This is a genomic window from Lactobacillus sp. M0393 (assembly GCF_016102025.1).
In the GTDB taxonomy this organism is placed as follows: domain Bacteria; phylum Bacillota; class Bacilli; order Lactobacillales; family Lactobacillaceae; genus Lactobacillus; species Lactobacillus melliventris.
The window spans coordinates 65,130-87,442 of sequence record NZ_JACFPK010000005.1 but is presented as its reverse complement, the minus strand read 5'-3'; the positions used below and the strand labels follow the sequence as shown (position 1 = coordinate 87,442).

Below are 22,313 nucleotides of genomic sequence, written 5' to 3'. Positions count from 1 at the left end.
AAATGCAAATTATTTTTATTAGCTAAAAAATTTATATTAGTTTTTTCGTATTTAGTTCTAGTGGGGTAATAAAATGAACTTGATTTTTAAAATTAGCAATTTTTTGATTGGAACCTGTCTGGCTTCTCATGCCTGCGTTGTTGTCGAAAGAGCTGGAAAAGAAGACTTTATTTTTAGCCGGTCAAAATGCACTAACTGTAATCAGCAACTAAACATATTTGATGAGATACCATTAATTTCTTACTTATTACTCAAAGGTCGTTGTCGTTATTGCAAAATTCAGATTCCTGCTGAATATTTTGTAACAGAGTTTTTAGGAGGGTTTACTTTCCTTAAGATCGATTTTAGCAATCCTCCTGATGCAATCACAGCGATTGTCTTGTTTAACATACTCCTAGCTGCTATCAGTGATTATCAGTCAAAAGAGTTTGATATTGCGTTCGTTGCTCCAACCCTTTTTATTTCAGCTTTGCGTATAATTAAAACTTTTGAGCAAATCAATATTACAGATTTAGTGGAGTTTTGTCCCATTTTTTTACTTTTTCTTTATGAAACAATAAAAAATAAAATTGGCAAGGGAGATTTAATAATCTATCTTGTTTTAACTTTTTGTTTTGACCCTAAATTTGCAAATTTAACTTTTTTGACTGCTTCAATTATTTTACTTAGCTTTTTTATTGGGGATGAGGTAAGCAAAAAAGAACCTGTAGCATTTATTCCTTTCATTTATATTGGTTTAATCATTCAACTTTTATGTAAATAAAAAGCTGCATCTTAAATAAAATAAGATGGCAGCTCCTATAAACCATAAAATTATTTTTTCAAGCATATGTTAACTGTATCTTGCCATCAAGCTCTGAAAACTCGGCAGTAGTACTAGGGCTAATACTATCCCAACTGCTCCTTGAATTGTGTTGGTAAAAAGACTGGCAAAGCCAGCTGCCCAAGTATAAAGGACTGTATTAGTAACAAAATACCCGGCAACCATCAAAAATACTCCTATAACTCCGGCAACAGCTCCCTTAACTACTTGATTTTTTAAGTTCCAGTATCTAAAGACTAATCCAACAAAGAAACCTTCTAAACCATGGACAACAAGAGAAAAGAGCATAAACTGGCCGTATCCACCCAGAAGATCAAGTAGAAATCCGGAAAGACCACCAACTACACCTCCAGCTACAGGACCAAACAAAAGTGCCACTAAATAAATAATTGCATCACATAAATTAATATTACCGTGAGTCAAAGGCATAGGAATAATGAAAATTCGACTAATAACGACGTTAATCGCAGTTAATAATGCTAATAATACAAGTCTCTTTAAAGAAAAATCGTCTTCTTTCACCATCAACATCTCCCTCGTGCCTTTTTCCGATTATAACATTATTTAATAAAATTATCACTAATAATTCATAAAATTACAAATGACAAAATTTTTTAGCTGGGTTATAACTATAAAACTCATTTAGCTAAAACCCGTATCTTCTATTACGATTTAGCCTATAATAAAATCTTATATATAAAATTAATTAAGGGGAAAAATCATGCACTATATTTTATCTGCAATAATACGTGGAGGTATACCTTTTATTATTATGAGTATATTTTCATGGATTATGAAATTACAATATATCGATGATTATAGCGTTAAATCGACATTTATCACGGAACTAATAATAACTGCAGTTGCAGCAACCTCTGTTATTTATGATGTCAAAAGTTGGTCATTAACAAAACAATCTGTCGTTCATTTTCTAATCATGCTGGTTACCGTATATCCTTGTTTAGTATTCAGCGGCTGGTTTCCAACAAAATCAATACTAGACTTAGTAAAAATATTCGGTTTCTTTCTGATTGTTGGCATTATTTTATGGACAATATCATATATTATATTTGGTAAGATTTTAAAGTAAAAATTGCGGGTAAACAAAAAACTGCTCCTTTAGGAATTTCTAACGGAACAGTTTTTTTGATTAATTGAGTTTATGATTCCCTAGCCTGATCGGCTTCCTTCATCTTCTTCTCAATGTCTGCGATTGAGTAAACAGATTTAGGTTTCTTTACATCTGACTCGGGTTCCATATCACGATAAATTGGAAGCCCAGTACCAGCTGGAATGATCTTACCGATAATAACATTTTCCTTTAATCCAAGTAATGGATCATTCTTGCCACGAATAGAAGCATCTGTTAGGACACGAGTTGTTTCCTGGAATGAAGCAGCTGATAAGAAACTGTTAGTTTCAAGGGCAGCTTTGGTAATACCCAGAATTACACTTTGTGCAGTTGCAGGTATACCACCAGAAATAATCACAGATGTGTTGCGATCTTTAAATTGACCAATATCCATAATCTCGCCAGGCAACAAGTCGGTCTCACCAGGATCAAGCACACGAACTTTTTGTAACATCTGTCTGGTTAATACTTCGACGTGCTTGTCAGAAATATCAACACCCTGCATTCTATATGCTTTTTGGACTTCAACCAGAATGTACTCTTCAGTAGTTAAAGTATCGGTAACTTGAATCAACTCTTTCGGATCAATTGAACCAAGAGTTAACTTATCGCCACGTTGAACTTCATCGCCCTCGGCAACAGCTACCGAAGCAGTATAAGGCACGCTATAACTTCTAGTATCGATTCTGCCTTTAACAGTGATTTCACGAGTATGTTCAGCAGGATTCTCCTGAATTGAATCAACTACACCATCAACTTCAGAAATTATGGCACGACCCTTAGGGTTACGAGCTTCAAACAACTCTTGCACACGAGGAAGACCTTGAGTAATATCTTCAGCACCGGCAACACCACCATTGTGGAAAGTACGCAAAGTCAGCTGCGTACCAGGTTCACCAATTGATTGAGCGGCAACAGTACCAACTGCTTCACCAACTTCAACTTCTTCACCTGTAGCTAAGTTCATACCATAACACTTGCGGCAAACACCGTGTGGCGTGTCACAAGTTAAGATTGATCTAATCTTTACATTAGTCACACCTGCATCGCAAATTTGGTGAGCCAAGTTTTCATCCATCATGACGTTACGACCAATAATTGTGGCACCGGTTCTAGGATCTTTAACCGTTTCGGCAGTAAAGCGTCCCAATAAGCGATCGTAGAGTGGCTCAATTAATTCGTCACCTTCCATGATTGCGTGAACATCAATACCGCGATCGGTACCACAATCATCTTCACGGATAATAACGTCTTGCGCAACATCGACTAACCGCCGAGTTAAGTAACCAGATTGTGCAGTCTTTAAAGCAGTATCCGTCATACCCTTACGTGCACCGTGAGTTGACATGAACAGTTCTAGAACTGACAAGCCTTCCTTAAAGTTGGAAGTAACTGGAATTTCGAACAAACCACCGTTTGGAGTAGCCATTAAGCCACGCATACCAGCAAGTTGGGTAAAGTTTGAAATATTACCACGCGCACCAGAGTCAGCCATGATGGTAATAGGATTACGCGGGTCATAAATCTGAGCAATTTCATCTTGGACTTGATCCTTACAATCATTCCAAATGCTAATTACACGATCATGACGTTCCTGTTCGGTAATTAAACCACGTCTAAACTGCTTAGACACCACATCAACTTGTTTGTGGGCTTTTGCAACTTTTTCATCTTTATCCTGAATTTCGGGAACGTCGGTCATACCAATCGTAATACCAGAAGTGGTCGAACTGGTATAGCCTAAAGTCTTCAAATCATCAAGATATTCTGAAGTTCTTTGAACCTTGTAATACTTGTAAATTGTAGCAATAGAATCAGACAAGAAGGACTTCTTAAATGGTGTAGAAATCAAGTCATTTGCCACGCTGTCAATTTTCTCATGAATATCTTCGCCAGGCTCCAAGAAGTACTTGGCAGCAAGAGGATTATTCAAGTTTTCTTCAGTTGGTTCATTAACGTAGAAATAATCTTCTGGGAAAATTTGATTGAAAATGATTCTGCCGTATGTAGTAACAAAAATGCCATGTTCATAACCTTTAGGCCATGCTTTCTTCGGCATTGAGTCAGCAGACATTCCGATAATAGTGTGGTAATGAATGTCACCGTTAGTGTAAGCAACTGTCGCTTCATCAGGTGAATTGAAAATCATTCCTTCACCTTCACGACCCTTTTCAGCCTGAGTCAACCAGTAGTTACCCAAAACGATATCCTGTGATGGAGTAACAATTGGTTTACCATCCTTAGGAGCAAGAATATGGTGAGCAGCCAGCATTAACATTCTTGATTCAGCAACAGCCTCATCTGACAGAGGCACGTGAATCGCCATCTGGTCACCATCAAAGTCAGCGTTGTAAGCCTCACAAGCAAGTGGGTGCAGACGAATGGACTTTCCAGGTACCAAAACTGGTTCGAAGGCCTGAATACTCAAACGGTGCAAAGTAGGGGCACGGTTTAGCAATACCGTTCTTTCCTTAATAACATCCTCAAGTACATCCCAGACATCATCGTCTTCGCGGTCAATTTTCCGCTTAGCACTCTTGATATTTGTAGCAATCTTACGCTTAACAAGCTCATGCATGACAAATGGTTTAAACAATTCCAAGGCCATCGGACGCGGAACACCACATTGATAGAATTTCAATTTTGGTGAAACATCAATAACGGAACGACCGGAATAGTCAACACGTTTACCAAGCAGGTTCTGACGGAAACGTCCCTGCTTACCTTTAAGCATATGCGATAAAGATTTCAGCGGGCGGTTACCTGGTCCTACTACAGAACGTCCACGGCGGCCATTATCGATTAAAGCATCTACTGCTTCTTGTAGCATCCGTTTTTCGTTTTGCACAATAATATTAGGTGCATTTAGATCTAACAGTCTCTTTAAACGATTGTTACGGTTAATTACTCTTCTGTATAAATCATTTAGGTCAGAGGTCGCAAACCGTCCACCTTCAAGTTGAACCATCGGGCGCAAGTCTGGTGGTATAACTGGGACAGCATCTATAACCATCCATTCCGGTTTATTACCAGAATCTTTAAATGCATCCAGAATATCAAGTCTTCTGATAGCACGTGTACGTTTTTGACCAGTAGCAGTTTCCAATTCTTTCTTTAAATCGGTAACTTCCTTATTTAAATCAACTTTACGCAACAAATCACGAATTGCTTCAGCACCCATTTTGGCCGTAAAGCGATTACCGTATTTTTCTTTCTGTTCCCGGTATTCTGCCTCTGTTAAAAGTTGTTTAAATTCAAGATCGGTATCACCAGGATCAATTACAATGTAAGCTGCAAAATAGATAACTTCTTCAAGAAGCCTCGGAGAAATATCCAAAATGAGTCCCATTCTTGATGGAATCCCTTTAAAATACCAAATATGAGTAACTGGTGCGGCCAATTCAATATGACCCATTCGTTCTCTTCTAACTTTAGAGGAGGTAACTTCAACACCACAACGATCACAGACGATCCCGCGGTATCTCACACCTTTATATTTACCACATGCACATGACCAATCCTTAGTCGGTCCGAAAATTCGTTCATCAAACAAACCATCTTTTTCCGGCTTTAAAGTACGGTAATTAATAGTTTCTGGTTTTTTAACTTCACCGTATGACCAGCTGCGAATTTTATTCGGAGATGCAAGGCCAATTTGCATGCTTTCAAATTTATTTACGTCGATCAAAAGTTTAACCTCCTACTTATTGAGAAATCTTATTATCATCGTCAGACTGATCTACAGGGGTATCCAATTCCTCTGCTGCTTCTTCATTATCTTCAGAATCTGCAGTTTCTGCGGCCAACTTCTTCTTTTGTTGCTCTTCAGCCATCTTTGAAAGAGTATCAATGTTCAAATGCTCATTTGAATCATCATCCATATCACGCAATTCAATTTCTTTATGATTCATGTCAAGAACACGAATATCCAATCCTAAAGATTGCAATTCTTTAACTAGGACACGGAATGATTCAGGAACACCTGGTTTTGGAATTCTTTCACCCTTGACAATAGCTTCATAAGCTTTGACACGGCCAACAACATCATCTGATTTATAAGTCAAAATTTCCTGCAAAGTGTATGCTGCACCATAAGCTTCCAGAGCCCAAACTTCCATTTCACCAAAACGCTGTCCACCAAACTGTGCTTTACCACCAAGAGGTTGTTGCGTTACTAATGAGTAAGGCCCAATTGAACGTGCGTGAATCTTGTCGTCAACCATGTGGGTCAACTTCAGATAGTGCATGATACCAACAGAAACCCGGTTGTGGAAAGGCTCACCGGTACGGCCATCATAAAGAACTGTTTTACCATCTTTATCAATACCGGCCTTATGAACAGTATCCCAAACATCGTCTTCACTTGCTCCATCAAATACTGGTGTAGCAACATGAATACCCAAGTTATCTGCAGCACGGCCAAGGTGTAATTCCAAAAGCTGACCAATATTCATACGTGAAGGAACACCCATTGGGTTTAAACAAATATCAACTGGAGTACCATCTGGTAAATATGGCATATCTTCTTCTGGTACAACTGCGGCAACAGTACCTTTGTTACCGTGACGGCCAGACATTTTATCGCCAACTTGAATCTTTCTCTTTTGTGCAATGTAAACACGAACTAAGGTATTGACACCAGGAGATAGTTCATCACCATTTTCTCTAGTATAAACTTTGACATCACGGACAATACCGCCACCACCGTGAGGAACACGTAATGAGGTATCACGCACTTCACGAGCTTTTTCACCAAAAATGGCATGCAGCAGTCTTTCTTCAGCTGATAGTTCAGTAACACCCTTAGGCGTAACTTTTCCTACCAAAATGTCTCCGTCATGAACTTCAGCACCTACACGGACAATACCTTGACCATCGAGATCCTTAAGTGCATCCTCACCAACGTTTGGCAATTCACGTGTAATCTCTTCAGGGCCAAGTTTAGTGTCACGGGCTTCTGATTCATAATCTTCAATACTGATTGAAGTGTAAACATCATCTTTTACCAGACGTTCAGAAAGCATGATGGCATCTTCGTAGTTATACATGTTCCAAGTCATAAAAGCGATAACTGGGTTTTGACCCAAAGCCAATTCGCCATGATCCATTGTTGGTCCATTGGCAATTACTTCACTCTTTACAACTTTGTCGCCTAACTTAACGTTAGGAGTCTGATTGTATGATTTCGAGTTGTTTGAACGACGATATTTTTCCAGAGTGTACTTATCTAGTGTACTGTCAGCACGTCTTACTCTGATAGTGTTGGCATCGACATATTCAACTGTACCAGCGGCTTTAGCCAAAACTGCTGCACCGGAATCATGTGCTGCACGATATTCCATTCCAGTACCAACAAGACAGCTGTGAGGATTAATTAAAGGTGCAGCTTGTCTTTGCTGGTTAGCGCCCATTAAAGCACGGTTAGAGTCATCATTTTCCAAAAACGGAATACATGCTGAAGCAACAGAAACAACTTGTTTAGGAATAACATCCATGTAGTCAATTTTATCTGGACTAACTTCGACGTTATCTTCCTTATGACGTGCTAAAACAAGATCATCTTTAAATGAACCATCCGGATTAAGTGGAGTATTGGCACCAGCGATAATGTAGTTATCCTCAACATCAGCGGTGAGGTAATCAATTTTATTAGTTACCTTGTGTGTGGTCCAGGAAACCCGACGATATGGCGTTTCAATAAAGCCATATTTATTAATAACTGCGTATGTAGCAAGAGAGTTAATCAAACCAATGTTAGGACCTTCAGGAGTCTCAATTGGGCACAAACGACCATATTGAGTATAGTGAACATCCCGCACCTCGTATCCAGCACGATCACGTGTTAAACCACCAGGCCCCAAAGCAGACATACGGCGCTTATGAGTTAATTCACCCAGCGGGTTGTGCTGGTCCATAAACTGTGACAGTTGTGATGAACCAAAGAACTCTTTAATACTTGCCACAATTGGCCTGATATTAATTAATTGTTGCGGCGTCACAGTTGAAGGGTCTTGAATTGACATTCTTTCTCTAACAACACGTTCCATCCGGGCCAAACCAATTCTAAACTGGTTTTGCAACAATTCACCAACACGACGAATACGACGGTTACCTAAGTGATCAATATCATCAGTGTTACCAATTTCATCTTGCAACAAGAAGAAATAATTAATAGAAGCAACCACGTCAGCTGGAGTTAAATACTTAACTTTTTTGTCAATATGACCGTTAGAAATTAATTTAACAACACGTTCAGGATTTACCTTCGAGTAAACTTTTATCTCTTGAACATTAATTGGATCAGGTAAAACGCCCTCTTTGGATGGTTGATAAGTAACCATCTTAAAGTCATCGCGATCAAGATACTTTTCTAGAGTATCCATCACTTCATGGGTCACAACTGTACCCTTTTTAACGATAATTTCACCTGTATCAGGGTCTGCCAAAGTTTCTGCCAGAGTTTGACCATACAAGCGACTCTTTAAAGATAACTTCTTATTAACTTTATATCGACCAACGGGTGCTAAATCATAGCGACGTGGGTCAAAGAAACGTGCATAAAGAAGTGAACGTGAAGAGTCAGTCGTTTTTGGTTCACCGGGACGCAGGCGCTCATAAATATCTTTTAGCGCTTCAGCTACACGAGAATCAGCCGGATTCTTATGTACATCTTTATCCAAAGTGAATTGCAATGTATCACTCTGACCAAAGAGGTCTAAAATCTCGTCATCCGAACTAATTCCCAGTGCCCTGATTAAAACAGTTAGTGGCAATTTACGAGTACGATCAACGCGAACGTAAGAAACATTCTTAGCATCAGTTTCATACTCAAGCCAGGCACCACGGTTTGGTATCACAGTAGTACCAAAAATTTGCCGACCATTCTTGTCATAATCACCAGAATAATAAACACTTGGTGATCTAACTAATTGAGAAACGATGACCCTTTCAGCACCATTAATAATAAATGAGCCAGATTCAGTCATTAATGGTAAATCACCAAAGAAAACATCTTGAGTCTTAATCTCACCGGTTTTTTGATTGGTCAGTTTTAAAGTAACGTGCATTGGTGCAGCATAAGTTGCATCATGATCACGTGCTTCATCAACGGTATATTTTGGTTTTTGCAGTTTATAGCCCAAATATTCCAGGGAAAGCTTACCTGAAAAGTCACTAATTGGCATAATATCATCAAAAACGTCTTTAATACCCTCATCCAAAAACCATTGGTATGATTCGGTTTGCACATCTGTCAAGTTAGGCAGATCCAGCACTTCTTTAATGCGGGAAAAACTGCGCCTTGTCCGATGTTTGCCAAAATTCACTACGTGTCCATTTAACAAGGAGAAAACACCCTTTCTGTCAGAGAAAGCTAATATTACATTTTGATTACAATTTCAAAAAGCCGGAAATTTATGCATAAAAAAGACAAAAACAACCTTTGTCGTTTTTGTCTATTATTATTTTGCTGGACAATAGATCAGCAAAATCCTGAAAATCAGCTTTTTAATCACGCACTACTATAACAAAATAAAATTCGTGTGTCAATTAATTCACTTTGCGCCGACTAAATTATTATCTTTTTGTTTCAAAACATCAAATTTTAAGTGATTATGACTGCACCCAACTTTAAGAATATCACCATTCTTAAGGTCACCTTTAATCAGCATTGAAGCAATCTTATCTTCAATATCCTTCTGAATTGCACGGCGCAGCGGTCTTGCTCCCATTTCAGGATTATAACCATCTTTTGCAATCTTATCCAAAGCAGCTGTGGAAATTTTCAGTTGAACTCCTTGTTTATGCAAGCGGTCAATCAATTTACGAGTTAAAAGCGTAACTATTTGACGTAATTGCTTTTGATCAAGTTCGTCAAAAATAATAGTTTCATCAATCCTGTTTAAAAATTCAGGTCTGAAGAACTCTTTAAGTGCTTGACGAACGCGATCTTGCCGCAGCTTGGTTTGACTAGTATTATCAGCATTAAATCCTAGAGCCTGCGTCTCAAATAATGAACGGGAACCCAAATTGGAAGTCATGATAATAATAGTATTTTTAAAGTCTACTTTACGGCCCTTGGAATCGGTTAAAAAGCCATCTTCCAAAACCTGTAGCAACAAGTTGAATACATCAGGGTGAGCTTTTTCAACTTCATCCAATAATACTACTGAATATGGATGGCGGCGAACCTGTTCAGTTAGCTGCCCGCCCTCATCATAGCCAACATAGCCCGGAGCAGAACCAATCAATTTACTATTAGCTATTTGATCCATATATTCAGACATGTCAATTCTAATCAAGTTGTTCTCAGAGCCAAAAATTGCTGCAGCGATTGCTTTTGCTAGTTCAGTTTTACCGACCCCTGTCGGACCTAAAAATAGGAATGAACCAATTGGTCGATTTTCATCTTTAATGCCGCTGCGACTTCGCCTGACCGCCCTGCTGACAGCAGAAACTGCTTTGTCCTGACCAATAATGCGCTTATGTAAGTCTTTTTCCAAATTGGCTAAGTGTTTAGTTTCATCCCGATTCATTTGGGTAACGGGAACACCGGTCCAATTAGAAACTACTTTAGCAACATCTTCAGGTTGAACTATAGCACCTTTACTAGTTGATTCATCAAGCTTTGTTGTTAATTCATCTTGTCTTCTTTGCAAACTATTTTGTCTTTCCTGGAGTTGTGCAGCTTTAGCAAAATTCTGGTTAACTGCAGCATGATTCTTTTCGCCAATGACTTTCTCGATTTGATCATTAAGTTGTAATAACTGATTGTTAGAACCTTTACCTGACTTAATTTTAACTGCAGCACTTGCCTCATCAATTAAATCAATTGCCTTATCTGGTAAATAACGCTCAGAAATATAGCGGCTAGAAAGATCAATTGCATTTTCTAAAGCAGAATTAGATATTTTTACATGATGAAATTTTTCGTATTTTGGTTTTAAGCCATTCAAAATTGCTAAAGTTTCAGCACGAGAAGGTTCATTTAACCTCACGATTTGGAACCGACGAGCTAAAGCCTGGTCTTTTTCAACATATTTTTGATATTCATCAAAAGTGGTAGCACCAATCATTTGAATATCACCTCGAGCTAGAGATGGTTTTAAAATATTCGCAGCATCAATCGAGCCTTCAGCGCCTCCAGCTCCAATGAGAGTGTGCATTTCATCAACAAAGAGAATAATATTGCCATTCTCAGTAATTTCCTTGATGATTTTTTTCATCCGGTCTTCAAATTCACCACGATATTTTGTACCAGCAACAAGTCCACCTAAATCCAGTGAGACCACTTGCTTCTTTAATAAATCGTGCGGTACTTTTTTAGCAACAATGGCGCTTGCAATGGCTTCTGCCACTGCCGTCTTGCCTACACCTGGTTCACCAATCAACACAGGATTATTTTTATTACGCCGAGATAAAATTTCAATCACTCGTGCTACTTCACGATCACGCCCAATGACTGGATCTATTTCACCATTTTCAGCCCTCTCGTTGAGGTTGACTGAAACCTGATCAAGAGTTGGTGTGCTGGAATTTCTACTGGTGCTTTCTTCAGAGCCATTAAAACCTGACCAACTGCTATCCTCTTGATCATTTTCATCCATATCTTGTTCATCTTCACCTAAACTGTGCAGGATGTCATTACGCAAACCATCAAGATCAATGTTTAAATTACGCAAAATCACAGAAGCCAATATCTGCTCATTGAGGACCATTCCTAATAAAATATGGCAGGTTTTAATTTTAGCAGAACCTTCTCGTTCAGCTAAAGTGCCAGCATATGCCAAAACCATGCTGAGGCGTGGTGACATCTGCATGTAACTGGTTTTGCCAGCTGAGCCATAGCCTGTATAACGTTCAATTTCTTCACGAATCGCTTTCGGTGTTGCACCCCAAGCCCGCAAATTTTTGCCGGCTTCACCATCAGATTCAATTACCATCGCAAGTAGTATGTGTTCAGTACCAATCAAACGATGATGAAAATTCTGTGCTTGCTCTCGTGCAATTTCTAATACTTGATTTGCACTAGTCGTATAAGATTTTTTCATCATAGCACCACCTTTAAAAATGACGTGTATACACTATAAACCTTTTTGAGAATTTGTAAAATATTCTGTTTGAGGCTAAATATAAGTGTCATGTCAAAAAACTTTGCAATCATTATATCAAAGACAAGCACTTCGTGCGACCCAATCCTTCTTTATTATTTAAATTAGAAATAAATTTTTCAACAGAATACTTGTGCAAAAATCTTAGTGGGCTGTTATAACTTCCAAAAAACTAAAAATTCTCATACTAGCAAAAATAAATTACCAGCATGAGAATAAATCTATATATTATCGGGAAAACAGATATTGTACTCAGTTTTTAAAATACCTTTATATCAACGATTATAGCAATAATTTCGACATATGAAGTCGATTTTAGCCTTTCCAGAAGTATAAGATATTTCGTACATTGAAGAATACTAACCATTAAGTTAAAAAACTATAAAATAATTGATTACAGCTGGTTATGCTAACAAATGTTGCCCTAATCTAAAAATAAATGTATTGTTTTCACCTAATAAAATTCAATATATTTATTTCCTTAAACTAGCTTTTATAACTGTTTTTTTATATTATTGCTTTGAGTATTCTAAATGGTTAGTGACAAGAATTTATACTCGAGAACTAAACAGAAGAAGTTATAATGCCAATACGCTTCCTAAAGATAATGATAAAATTTGAACATAATATAATTTTTATATGAGAAACAGTATGCAAAGATTTCACTATAAAAACCAAGAATATGATGGACTTGTAATTTTTCCTTTTGATCCCAACGCAAAAGATAATACAATGCAATTAAATGAATTTGCTGAAATAATTGGTGAGGGACTACTTACCAAAGAAAAGTGGAAACCAATACCTACCGAAAGCAATAGGAATAAGATAGTGCCAAATGAAGATGGTACATCAATTATGGAAATTCCAACTTTAAATGGTTTAAAGAGGTTACTGGCTATAGCTCAGCCGATAAGTTATTTAACAGTAAAACGAACTTGTGAACTAAACTTTAAATCTCAAGAAATTTTTAATGAAGAATCATATAGCGGTGACTATTATTTAAAAGAGCCTGGCATAATTGAAAACTTATTATACAGAGTTGAGAATTCAATTGTTTTCGGAGAAAATCGTCTACCAACAATAATCACTAAAGCTGCTAGTCTATGGTATACAATCGCCAGATACCAGGCATTTAGCAATGGGAACAAAAGAACAGCTTTATTAGCAACTGTAGACTTTTTGCAAAATAATTTTTTGATCTTTAATTTAGGGCCAAAAACGGACTTAGAAAAACAGCTCTATAACGTTTCACTTAAAATTGCTAATGATGAGTATTCGGAAGAAAACGTCAAATTATTTATTAAGGACCATGTTATAGTAGATTTTGATATGCTTAATTACCTTATAACTTACGTTCCACAGTTTAAAATAATAGACAGTTGAATTTAATTGTGGTAGTTTGTAGAATTAGGAAGGTAGGAGGATAACATCATGGAAAATAAATTTAGATTAATTTCTCCTTCTGAAGAACAAATCAGAAAATCATCTAGGCCTAGAAGTAAACAAGAAGAACAACTTATACATGAATATAGAAATAATCAGATTCAGAATAATAAACCTTTAATACGAGTTTTAAAAAGGTTGAGTAAAACTTAAATAATATAGTCGAGTTAATAACTCGGCTATTTTTATGCACAAAAATCGATAGATAATGAAATGATATGAAACATAAACTGAATGTAAAACAACAAAAGTTTTGTGATGAGTTCAATTAGGAGTAGCAATGCAGCAAAAACCCGTTTCAGCTATTGGGGGAATGTTCTGTTGAAAATGAAAACCTTAAAAAACCAAAACGTTTTTCCTTAAAGCAAATTTAGTCTAAAGTAAAGGCTTAAAAAAAAATTGTAGTACACAGAATAGTATTGCAGCTTATTTTAGTAACTTAAATGAAGGGTTAAGATTCATACTTTTTTGAGCTCTAGTAAAATTGCCAATAAACTCATCAATCGCTGTGTGCTTTAAATAGTAATAGCATAATTGTTTATAACCAATATTCTCCACTTATATCACGATTGAGTTTATCAAGTATATAGACTCCAATTAAAACTCTTTTTTGATTTTCTGAACAACTTTCAAAGGACTTATCATCCCTCTAAATTACCGATGTATCAACGCCTTTTACTATGAAACTATTCTATTAGCTAAATATCTAAGATTAGCCCACTTGCACGTCTGCTTAAAAATATGAAGTCTAATATGAAGTTTTTTAGCTCATTTTGAGCTAGTTTCAGAAAATTTAAAAAAACAAAAATGCCTTTATACCAGCGTTTAAGCCATCTGATATAAAGGCAAAATCTTCTTTATCGGGAAAACAGGATTCGAACCTGCGACCTCTACGTCCCGAACGTAGCGCTCTACCAAGCTGAGCTATTTCCCGATTAACAAAAAAACTCACCGCGCGGTGAGTTTTTATTTTTTAGAGCGGAAGACGGGATTCGAACCCGCGACCCCCACCATGGCAAGGTGATGTTCTACCACTGAACTACTTCCGCAAGACAAATATTATTATAGCAAACCCTATCTGATTTGCAACCCTTTTTGACAAAAAAATTCACGAAATTGCAACTGGCACATCAAACCTAGCGTTTTTGGGAGTCAGCAAAGGAAAAAACTTTGAACTTCTACGATCTTTTAGTAATAATTACCTCCCACCTATAGCTCTGATAATTGATCAAGATATATAATTAATGAAAAATTCTGTATTAAGGTTGGTGATTAAAAATGAAACATAGCCTAGAAAAATTAGTCAGATGCCCCGAAGGCGAATTAAAATTTACGGATAATCAAGTGCAATTGTTGCTGGGCAATATCGGTAACTTAGATCCAGTTATTCGCGATGATCTTGTCTATACTTTATTTGCCCGCGGCTTTTTAGAACGCGCATTTACTCATGAGCAAGAACAAACTATTATTAATACATTTATAACAGAAAAGAAGCTCTTTAAAGATATTGCTAAACCACAAAATGACAATGTTTTTTTAAGATCATTCAGTGCCTTATTAGGCTCCGTCATACTCGAAACAGATCAGGAAACGGAAATTTTGACGAACGAGCAACGAAAGCAGCTTTTTGCATGGAGCATTGACTACCTCCTGCGTGAAAAAGATTATCGCGGCTATGTTGAAGGCAAAGGCTGGGCCCATAGCATTGCCCACGGTAGTGACTTTCTGGGGGCAGCTTTAAGCCATCCTAAGTTTTTGAAACAGGAGCAAAGCAGGGTTATGCAAATAATCCCGACAATTTTTAAAAAGATGGACGCGCCCTTTGTCGATGATGAGGAGCAGCGCCTTGCTTTTGCCTTTTACCAAGGTGTTAAAACTGACAAAATTGCCCTTAGCAGCTTCATTGAACTTATTAATCAAAGCGACGTAGCGCGATATCAGGAATTGCAAAAAGACGATTTGCTGTCATGGCGTAAATTAAGTACTTGGTTACGCCTTTTACAAAACTGGTACTTCTTCTTTGATGCTACCAAAGATTTACAGGTTATTTTAAAGGAAAAAATCACGAAATACTATACCGAAATGGGCTATTGATCAAACAACCTTTTTCTGGTCTTTTTAGCCAACTTATCACAATTTAATTATCCGATATTGTTTAAACTCATCTGCAAACGAAAATTTAACAATAAAAGGCATAATTGGCTGAATGGCCTTAAACTTTAAGTAGTCAAAGGTAGGGTCAAAATAATTAATGACCGTGCCAATAGCGTTGCCATGACCGGCAATAATTACTCGCTGTTTTTCGTGATTCTTAATGACAAATTCCAAGGCCTTAATATTTCTTTGTTGCGTTTGTCGTAAAGATTCGCCTTTAGGCAATTTATAATCGAAATTAGCCCATTGGGATTCACAAAATTCATGGAAGTTAGAAATCCAGCTATCACCGACTTTTCTTTCTCTAAAAGCTTCAATTCGCTTAACTTTTAACTTTTTTTGTTTGGCAACGGGCTGAATAGTCTCAACCGCGCGTTTATATGGGCTGGAATAAATGGCACTTATGTTTTGATTGCTAAAATATTCTACTAATTTTTGGCAATCAGCCAACCCTTTTTTGGATAACGGCCTGGTTAAGTCGTTGTGATTACTTAAGTCTGGTTCGGCATGCCGAACAAAATATACAATAGTCATTTAAACTTTTCTCTTTCAGTTAGATTTAATGTTAAAAAGTGACTTACAGCCATTACTATTAATTGGTTACAAAAAAGCAAACCATTAAAATTAAAGTCTTGCTTTTTACAGACATATTATGTTAATTATCTTTTTTCTTTTTCATGTCTTCTTCAACTTCGCGTTCGATGTCTTCAATTCTTTCAGGACGCATTGTTGGGAAGAGTAAAACATCCCTAATTGCTGGTGCATCAGTTAAAAGCATTACCAAACGGTCAATACCGATGCCGAGACCACCTGTAGGCGGCATTCCGTATTCCATTGCCCGCAAGTAATCTTCATCAATCATATCAGCTTCATCGTTACCGGCTTCACGCTCTGCCATTTGTGCTTCAAACCGTTCACGTTGATCATCTGGGTCATTCAATTCAGAAAAGGCATTACCGTATTCTTCACCCATGATATAGATTTCAAAGCGATCAGTAAACCGAGGATCATCAGCATTCTTTTTAGCCAGTGGTGAAATTTCAACTGGGTGACCATAGACAAAGGTTGGGTCAACAATTGTTTCTTCACAGTATTTTTCAAAGAAAGCGTTAATAATGTGACCAACCTTCCAAAAGCTTTCCACCTTGATATCATGATCTTCAGCAATCTTAGTTGCTTCCTCAACGCTCATTTCTTTCCAGAAATCAACGCCGGTTTTTTCTTTAATCAAATCAACCATGTGAACACGACGGAATGGCTTGCCAAGATCAATTTCGGTACCCTGGTAAGTTACCTTACCATCATCCGTAACAACGTTAGCAGCTGCCCGAATAATGCCTTCTGCTTCATCCATCACATCGTGGAAGTCCCAGTATGCGGCATAGGTTTCCAGTTCAGTAAATTCTGGGTTATGGTGAGTATCTAGACCTTCATTTCTGAACACACGACCAATTTCGTAAACCCGTTCCATATCACCGACAATCAAGCGCTTAAGAGGTAATTCAAGTGCTATTCTCATGTATAAGTCAATATCAAGAGCATTGTGGTGAGTAATAAATGGCCGAGCTTCAGCACCACCAGGGATATTGTGTAAAACTGGCGTTTCAACTTCCAAGAAGTCCTTACCATTCAAGAAATCACGGATTGCTTGAATAATCTTAGTCCGGTTAACAAAACGTTCATAACTTTCGTGATTAGTAATTAAGTCCAAATAACGTTGACGGTAGATTTGTTCAACATCTTTCAAACCATGGTATTTATCTGGCAAAGGCCGTAAAGCTTTAGATAAGAAAGTTACGTGCAAAGCCCGAATGGTTAATTCACCAGTATCGGTCTTCATCACTTCGCCATCGATACCTAAGAAGTCACCAATATCAGATTTTTTGAAAATCTGGTAGTTTTCTTCACCGACGATATCTTTACGAACGTAAATCTGAATCTTACCAGTTCTGTCATAAAGATCAGCAAAACCAACTTTACCCTTACCTCTTTTTGCCAACATTCTGCCAGCAACTTTGGTCTTAGGGAGCTCGCTATTTAACTCATCCTTATCATCTTGTGCGTATTTTTCATTTAAAGTTCGAGCCAAATCTTGCCGATCAAATTTTCTCATGCCAAATGGCTCAATCCCATTTTCGCGTAATTCTTCCATTTTTTGGCGGCGAACGATTAATTGGTCGTTCATTTCACTTTTAGCCAATTACTTTTCCTCCATTATCTTTCTATTTTCGCTTCTAGCAGCCTTTTGTGCTTGCCTTGTTTCGTAGTCCTCAACAAAATTGTCAAGTAAGTCATAAACCTCTTGTGCCGTCCAAACTTCATTTATTTTAGCACGAGTACGGGCTGAACGGGGAATTCCCTTCAAATAATATGCTGCTTGTTGCCTAAACTCTGGGACAGCAATTTTTTCACCTTTAAGATCTACTAGGCCCTTCAACTGGTGTTTAGCAGTTGCTACCCGCTCACGAACCGTCTGAGGTGCGAGCTTTTCACCAGTGTCTAAATAATGCACCATATCTTTGACAATCCACGGATTACCTAAAGCAGCGCGGCCAATCATGACGGCGGTACAGCCAATTTCATCTAAGGCCTTTTTAGCAAGTTCAGGTGTTGTAATGTCGCCGTTAGCAACAAATGGCACGTCAAGTACTTGAGCTACCTCATGAAGCGTCTCCCAGTCTGCTTCACCGGCATACATTTGTTTCCGCGTTCTGCCGTGCATCGCAATCATACTGGCACCCGCTTCTTGGGCAGCCAAGGCATTTTCAACCGCAAAAATATGCTTACGATCCCAACCAATCCGCATTTTAACGGAAACGGGCTTAGAAACATTTTGGACTACGGCGTGCACCATTTGATAAATTTTGTTAGCATCCAAAAGCCACTTCGACCCTGCATCGGTCTTAGTAATTTTTGGCACCGGACACCCCATATTAATATCAATAATATCAGCCGCCGTGTGTTGATCAATATATTGTGCCGCTTCAAGCAGTGTTTCCTCTGTACCACCAAAAATTTGAATACTCATTGGGTGTTCACGCGGATCAACCTGCATCATCGACATTGTCTTTTTATTACGATAAATGATTCCATGATCAGAAATCATCTCGCACACAACCAAGCCGGCACCGAATTTCTTACAAATCATCCGAAAAGCCGAATTCGATACTCCGGCCATCGGCGCTACAACAACCCGGTTTGGGATGGTTATTTCGCGAATTTTCCAGCTATTATTCACCAAATCATCCTTTCAAATACTTTAACATCATAACAAAAAGGATTCTATAAGCAAAATTCATGGTACTTTTCGTAACAAAAAGTTAACCCTTGATATCTATATCAATCTTTAATTACTTTTCGATAAAAAATTTTCCAGGTGCAACTCTATTATAATAACGCAAAAACGGTTTTTGGCTAGCTTCATCAACTGAAATGTTAATTACACCAGCATTTTGTATTTCACCAACCAAAGCAATTTTAGGTATCTGCAAAACATTCTGGACCAGAGAACGAGAAGCAGTGCCATGAAACACTAATAAAACCGACTCATTTTCATGATTATTAATTAGGTCATGCCAGAAATCCATTAGTCTGTCTGCCAAATGCTGGTAGGTTTCACCGGTGCAATAATCACTGTAATTTTCTTTGAAATAACCCAGTTCATCAAATACTTGAGGATACTTTGCAATTATTTCGTGAACATCTTTACCATCCCAGTTGCCATAATTCATTTCGGTTAAACGGTCATCAATCAAAATCTCATGTTTACCCTGGTTTAAAATTTCTGCTGTTTCACGCGCTCTTTTTAAAGGACTGGAATATACATAATCAATCTTGTTAATGTCAAAACTGTCGCGTAAATTTTCAGCTTGTTGTCTGCCTGTTTCATTTAATGGTAAGTTAGTTCCTGAGCCATTTATACCAAAAGTTTTATTAGTGTCCGTTTGGCCGTGACGAACTATATATACGTTTAGCATTTATTTTCTCCTTTACTTTTCATTCAACTCTTTCATTATAGCAAAGTTGGTACTAACCGCACTTTTAATCTCTAGAAAAGCCGAAAAAGTGGGCATGATTTTTAGCTATAATTCTGCTCTAGTCGCACCACTTCGTCATAATATTGCAATTCTTCAAAACGATGAACGACACTGATAATAGTAGTCCCTGGCAAATATTTTTTGATCATGTGGTAAACAATAGTAATAGTCTTTTCATCTAAGTTACTGGTAAATTCATCTAATAATAAAATCTGGGGTTTCGCAACAATAGCTCTTAAAAACAAAATCTTTTGTTTTTCACCACCAGATATTTTATTTTTAAAGTCTCCTGGTGTTTTATTGGTTAAATCGGTAACAGAATGAATCAAGGTGGTTAAATTGATTTCTTCAATCAGTTTTAGCAAAATATCAGGTGAAACTTTATTATCGGGGTAGCAAATATTCTCCATAATTGAGCGGTTAAATAATTGTGCATTTTGCGGCAAGTACATAAGTTGTGGCTTACTGGCAAAAGGCAAAATAATTTGACCAGCTTGTGGCTGATAAAAACCAGTTAACAGTTTAAGTAACGTACTTTTACCAGTGCCGTTAGGTCCTACAAGTGCGGTTATTCTGCCTTTTTTAAACTCTAAGTTCAAATCTTTAAAAACATCTTGTTTCTTTTTGTAAGAATAACTGAGATGTTTGAAGATTATTGCTTTTTTATTTGAATCGAATTGAACAGGTAATGGATGCTCAGTTGATTTTTCCCCGTACTCTAATTCCGAGAGGCCAGAACGAATTCTGTTGAGAAATTCTTCAATCGCTAAATACTGGGTACCAAAGCCAGACAAATTAACAATAGAATATAGCAGAATGAGGATCAAAGAGAGTGCTTGATTTTCTTTAGTGCCAATTAAAAATTGCCCTAAAACCGTAATAATGCAAGCCAAAATCACAATTAAAAATTGCTGAAACAGAGATGCCTCGTTAGTAATTCGTTGAACTTTGATAAAAGTCTTTTGTTCACCATTCAATATTTTATCCATATTCCGTTCTTCAAAGTCTTTGGAATTAGTTGATAAAATCGTTTCAATGTTACTGTAATAATCAATGATATATTCGTTGACTTTAGAAGCACTTTTAAGCGATGCAGCTACATTATCCCTATTTCGTCTGGCCATCCACACCGAAATCAACATATAACTAATAAAGAATAATAAATACAAAATACCGACAAAGATATTTTGTAGACTTAACATTATTGTATACATAATAAGCATGACAGACATTTGCACTATTACTTCCAGGCCGGATTGCTCCAACTCTCGACATGCAAATGAAACATCTTTAATGTAGCTTTGAACCTTTCCCACTGGCTTATCAGAAAAGTAGCTAAAAGGCTTATTAACAATTGACTCCCATAAAATTTGTTTAGAAAATTTTCTTACAGCCTGAATAAATGAATTATTACAACTGTTTATTAACGGCATCATCATCAATGAGACTGCAAGAGCAAGGACTAACAATATTTGCAAATTTGTACTTAAATGGGCTTGAAATAATGCAGTAATTAAATATGGTTGTGCAAAATACACGGCATAGGCGACAAAAAGAAACACACCAAAAAATACTATTTTTAGTATTCCAATTCTATCAGCTACCTGTCGTAAATATTTCCCAACCATTTTCTTTCCTTTTCAAAATTTTAACTAAAATGAATAAAACATACTTATCACTTATATGACAATAACTTATTAATTAATTTTAGTCAAAATTGCTTTTAATTCATCTTCTGTATAGTGGTATTTATTACCACAAAAACTACAGGTCAATTCTGCTCCGTGATCCTCATTAATCATGGTTTCAAGCTGACTTTTCTTCATTGTTGCTAAAATCTTACCATACTTTTCCTTAGAACAATCACACTTGAAGGCAACTTCATCTTTTTCTAAAATCTTACAGTCATCGTCGAGAATCATAGTTGCCAATTTTTCAGGAGTCAAACCAGTCAAAAAAGCACTAGAAAGTGCTGGCAACTTATTGATTCGTTCAATAGTCTTAGTTATTAAACTGTCTGAAGCACCCGGCAATGCTTGCAGCATAAATCCACTTGCCTCACCTATAGTATTATTGGGATTAACAAAAACTGACAAGCCAACAGCCGAAGGAATCTGCTCAGATTTGGTTAAATAATATGCAATATCTTCTGCAATCTCACCAGAAACAATAGGTACTTGACCCGTATAGGGCTCTTTTAAGCCCAAATCTTTAGTAACTTCAAGCCATCCTGCACCGACGGCTTTTTTAACATCAATATGACCATTTTCTTTTGGTGGTAAAGCAATATGGGGATTTTTAACATAACCCTTAACAGTTAAGTCTGATTTGGCTGTGACTATCGTTGGACCTACTGGACCATTGCCCAAAAGTCTGATCGTCAATTCTTCCTTATCTGTGAGCTCTGCTCCTGCCAGTAAAACACCCGCGAGCAAAGTACGTCCAAGAACAGCGGAAGAAGCTGACCAAGTATCATGCCGGGTTTGTGCTTCTTGAACCAAATCCTTGGCAGTAATCGTTAACAAACGTAAATTTTTAGTCTTATCAATTGCTTTAATTAAATAATCACTCATTTTATTCTCCTAAAAAAATAGAGCCTAAAGTAGGCCCTATTA

General features: G+C 37.2%; 15 protein-coding genes and 2 tRNA genes. 5 read left to right on the top strand and 12 right to left on the bottom strand.

Annotated features, from left to right (window positions below):
- The first annotated feature begins 73 nt into the window (after nucleotides 1-73).
- A complete protein-coding gene (locus H3R29_RS05155) occupies nucleotides 74-763 on the top strand; it encodes an A24 family peptidase (RefSeq protein ID WP_198202717.1) in 690 nt (229 codons plus the stop codon).
- Nucleotides 764-832: 69 nt separating this feature from the next.
- On the opposite strand, the gene H3R29_RS05150 is transcribed toward H3R29_RS05155, so the two are convergent.
- The gene (locus H3R29_RS05150) at nucleotides 833-1,348 is read right to left on the bottom strand and encodes an ECF transporter S component (protein ID WP_198202718.1); all 516 of its coding nucleotides are present in this window, start codon (nucleotides 1,346-1,348) and stop codon (nucleotides 833-835) included.
- A gap of 196 nt (nucleotides 1,349-1,544) precedes the next feature.
- Between H3R29_RS05150 and H3R29_RS05145 the strand changes: the two genes are divergently transcribed.
- Complete coding sequence (locus H3R29_RS05145; RefSeq protein ID WP_198202719.1) at nucleotides 1,545-1,913, top strand: DUF3021 family protein; 369 nt, start codon at nucleotides 1,545-1,547, stop codon at nucleotides 1,911-1,913.
- 70 nt (nucleotides 1,914-1,983) lie between these two features.
- On the opposite strand, the gene rpoC is transcribed toward H3R29_RS05145, so the two are convergent.
- The 3 genes from rpoC to H3R29_RS05130 form a co-directional block, all read right to left on the bottom strand.
- Entirely contained in the window at nucleotides 1,984-5,643 is a 3,660-nt protein-coding gene (rpoC, locus tag H3R29_RS05140; protein ID WP_110446433.1) for a DNA-directed RNA polymerase subunit beta', read from the bottom strand.
- Nucleotides 5,644-5,659: 16 nt separating this feature from the next.
- A complete protein-coding gene (locus H3R29_RS05135; protein WP_198202720.1) occupies nucleotides 5,660-9,298 on the bottom strand; it encodes a DNA-directed RNA polymerase subunit beta in 3,639 nt (1,212 codons plus the stop codon).
- 210 nt (nucleotides 9,299-9,508) lie between these two features.
- Entirely contained in the window at nucleotides 9,509-12,004 is a 2,496-nt protein-coding gene (locus tag H3R29_RS05130) for an ATP-dependent Clp protease ATP-binding subunit (RefSeq protein WP_198202770.1), read from the bottom strand.
- A 711-nt stretch (nucleotides 12,005-12,715) separates the two neighbouring features.
- Here H3R29_RS05130 and H3R29_RS05125 point away from each other — a divergent pair.
- Both H3R29_RS05125 and H3R29_RS05120 read left to right on the top strand, forming a co-directional pair.
- The gene (locus tag H3R29_RS05125) at nucleotides 12,716-13,447 is read left to right on the top strand and encodes a type II toxin-antitoxin system death-on-curing family toxin (RefSeq protein WP_198202721.1); all 732 of its coding nucleotides are present in this window, start codon (nucleotides 12,716-12,718) and stop codon (nucleotides 13,445-13,447) included.
- A gap of 48 nt (nucleotides 13,448-13,495) precedes the next feature.
- Nucleotides 13,496-13,660, top strand: a complete 165-nt coding sequence (locus H3R29_RS05120; protein ID WP_156962767.1) for a hypothetical protein — start codon at nucleotides 13,496-13,498, stop codon at nucleotides 13,658-13,660.
- Between the two features lie 707 nt (nucleotides 13,661-14,367).
- Here the strand turns inward: H3R29_RS05120 and H3R29_RS05115 are convergent.
- Together H3R29_RS05115 and H3R29_RS05110 are read right to left on the bottom strand one after the other, a co-directional pair.
- Nucleotides 14,368-14,441: transfer RNA gene (locus H3R29_RS05115), tRNA-Pro, on the bottom strand.
- Nucleotides 14,442-14,484: 43 nt separating this feature from the next.
- A tRNA-Gly gene (locus tag H3R29_RS05110) sits at nucleotides 14,485-14,556 on the bottom strand.
- A gap of 229 nt (nucleotides 14,557-14,785) precedes the next feature.
- On the opposite strand from H3R29_RS05110, the gene H3R29_RS05105 reads away from it, so the two are divergent.
- Entirely contained in the window at nucleotides 14,786-15,601 is an 816-nt protein-coding gene (locus H3R29_RS05105) for a DUF2785 domain-containing protein (protein ID WP_198202722.1), read from the top strand.
- Nucleotides 15,602-15,637: 36 nt separating this feature from the next.
- Here the strand turns inward: H3R29_RS05105 and H3R29_RS05100 are convergent, their stop codons facing one another.
- The 6 genes from H3R29_RS05100 to hslO all read right to left on the bottom strand — a co-directional run bounded on the left by H3R29_RS05100 (nucleotide 15,638) and on the right by hslO (nucleotide 22,271).
- Nucleotides 15,638-16,195 carry a histidine phosphatase family protein gene (locus H3R29_RS05100; RefSeq protein ID WP_103752358.1) on the bottom strand — a complete coding sequence of 186 codons (558 nt, stop codon included), beginning with the start codon at nucleotides 16,193-16,195 and terminating at the stop codon, nucleotides 15,638-15,640.
- A 121-nt stretch (nucleotides 16,196-16,316) separates the two neighbouring features.
- A complete protein-coding gene (gene lysS, locus H3R29_RS05095) occupies nucleotides 16,317-17,861 on the bottom strand; it encodes a lysine--tRNA ligase (RefSeq protein WP_103752357.1) in 1,545 nt (514 codons plus the stop codon).
- The gene (gene dusB, locus H3R29_RS05090) at nucleotides 17,862-18,899 is read right to left on the bottom strand and encodes a tRNA dihydrouridine synthase DusB (protein WP_198202723.1); all 1,038 of its coding nucleotides are present in this window, start codon (nucleotides 18,897-18,899) and stop codon (nucleotides 17,862-17,864) included.
- Nucleotides 18,900-19,011: 112 nt separating this feature from the next.
- Entirely contained in the window at nucleotides 19,012-19,638 is a 627-nt protein-coding gene (locus H3R29_RS05085; protein WP_187156668.1) for a histidine phosphatase family protein, read from the bottom strand.
- Nucleotides 19,639-19,739: 101 nt separating this feature from the next.
- A complete protein-coding gene (locus H3R29_RS05080; RefSeq protein WP_198202724.1) occupies nucleotides 19,740-21,326 on the bottom strand; it encodes an ABC transporter ATP-binding protein in 1,587 nt (528 codons plus the stop codon).
- A 69-nt stretch (nucleotides 21,327-21,395) separates the two neighbouring features.
- Nucleotides 21,396-22,271 carry an Hsp33 family molecular chaperone HslO gene (gene hslO / locus H3R29_RS05075; protein ID WP_198202725.1) on the bottom strand — a complete coding sequence of 292 codons (876 nt, stop codon included), beginning with the start codon at nucleotides 22,269-22,271 and terminating at the stop codon, nucleotides 21,396-21,398.
- Nucleotides 22,272-22,313: the final 42 nt, after the last annotated feature.

Coding starts and splice junctions, on each gene's coding strand:
- H3R29_RS05155 (WP_198202717.1), top strand. CDS start 74: ATGAACTTGATTTTTAAAATTAGCAATTTTTTGATTGGAACCTGTCTG.
- H3R29_RS05150 (WP_198202718.1), bottom strand. CDS start 1,348: ATGGTGAAAGAAGACGATTTTTCTTTAAAGAGACTTGTATTATTAGCA.
- H3R29_RS05145 (WP_198202719.1), top strand. CDS start 1,545: ATGCACTATATTTTATCTGCAATAATACGTGGAGGTATACCTTTTATT.
- H3R29_RS05130 (WP_198202770.1), bottom strand. CDS start 12,004: ATGAAAAAATCTTATACGACTAGTGCAAATCAAGTATTAGAAATTGCA.
- H3R29_RS05125 (WP_198202721.1), top strand. CDS start 12,716: ATGCAAAGATTTCACTATAAAAACCAAGAATATGATGGACTTGTAATT.
- H3R29_RS05120 (WP_156962767.1), top strand. CDS start 13,496: ATGGAAAATAAATTTAGATTAATTTCTCCTTCTGAAGAACAAATCAGA.
- H3R29_RS05105 (WP_198202722.1), top strand. CDS start 14,786: ATGAAACATAGCCTAGAAAAATTAGTCAGATGCCCCGAAGGCGAATTA.
- H3R29_RS05100 (WP_103752358.1), bottom strand. CDS start 16,195: ATGACTATTGTATATTTTGTTCGGCATGCCGAACCAGACTTAAGTAAT.
- H3R29_RS05085 (WP_187156668.1), bottom strand. CDS start 19,638: ATGCTAAACGTATATATAGTTCGTCACGGCCAAACGGACACTAATAAA.
- H3R29_RS05080 (WP_198202724.1), bottom strand. CDS start 21,326: ATGGTTGGGAAATATTTACGACAGGTAGCTGATAGAATTGGAATACTA.
- hslO (WP_198202725.1), bottom strand. CDS start 22,271: ATGAGTGATTATTTAATTAAAGCAATTGATAAGACTAAAAATTTACGT.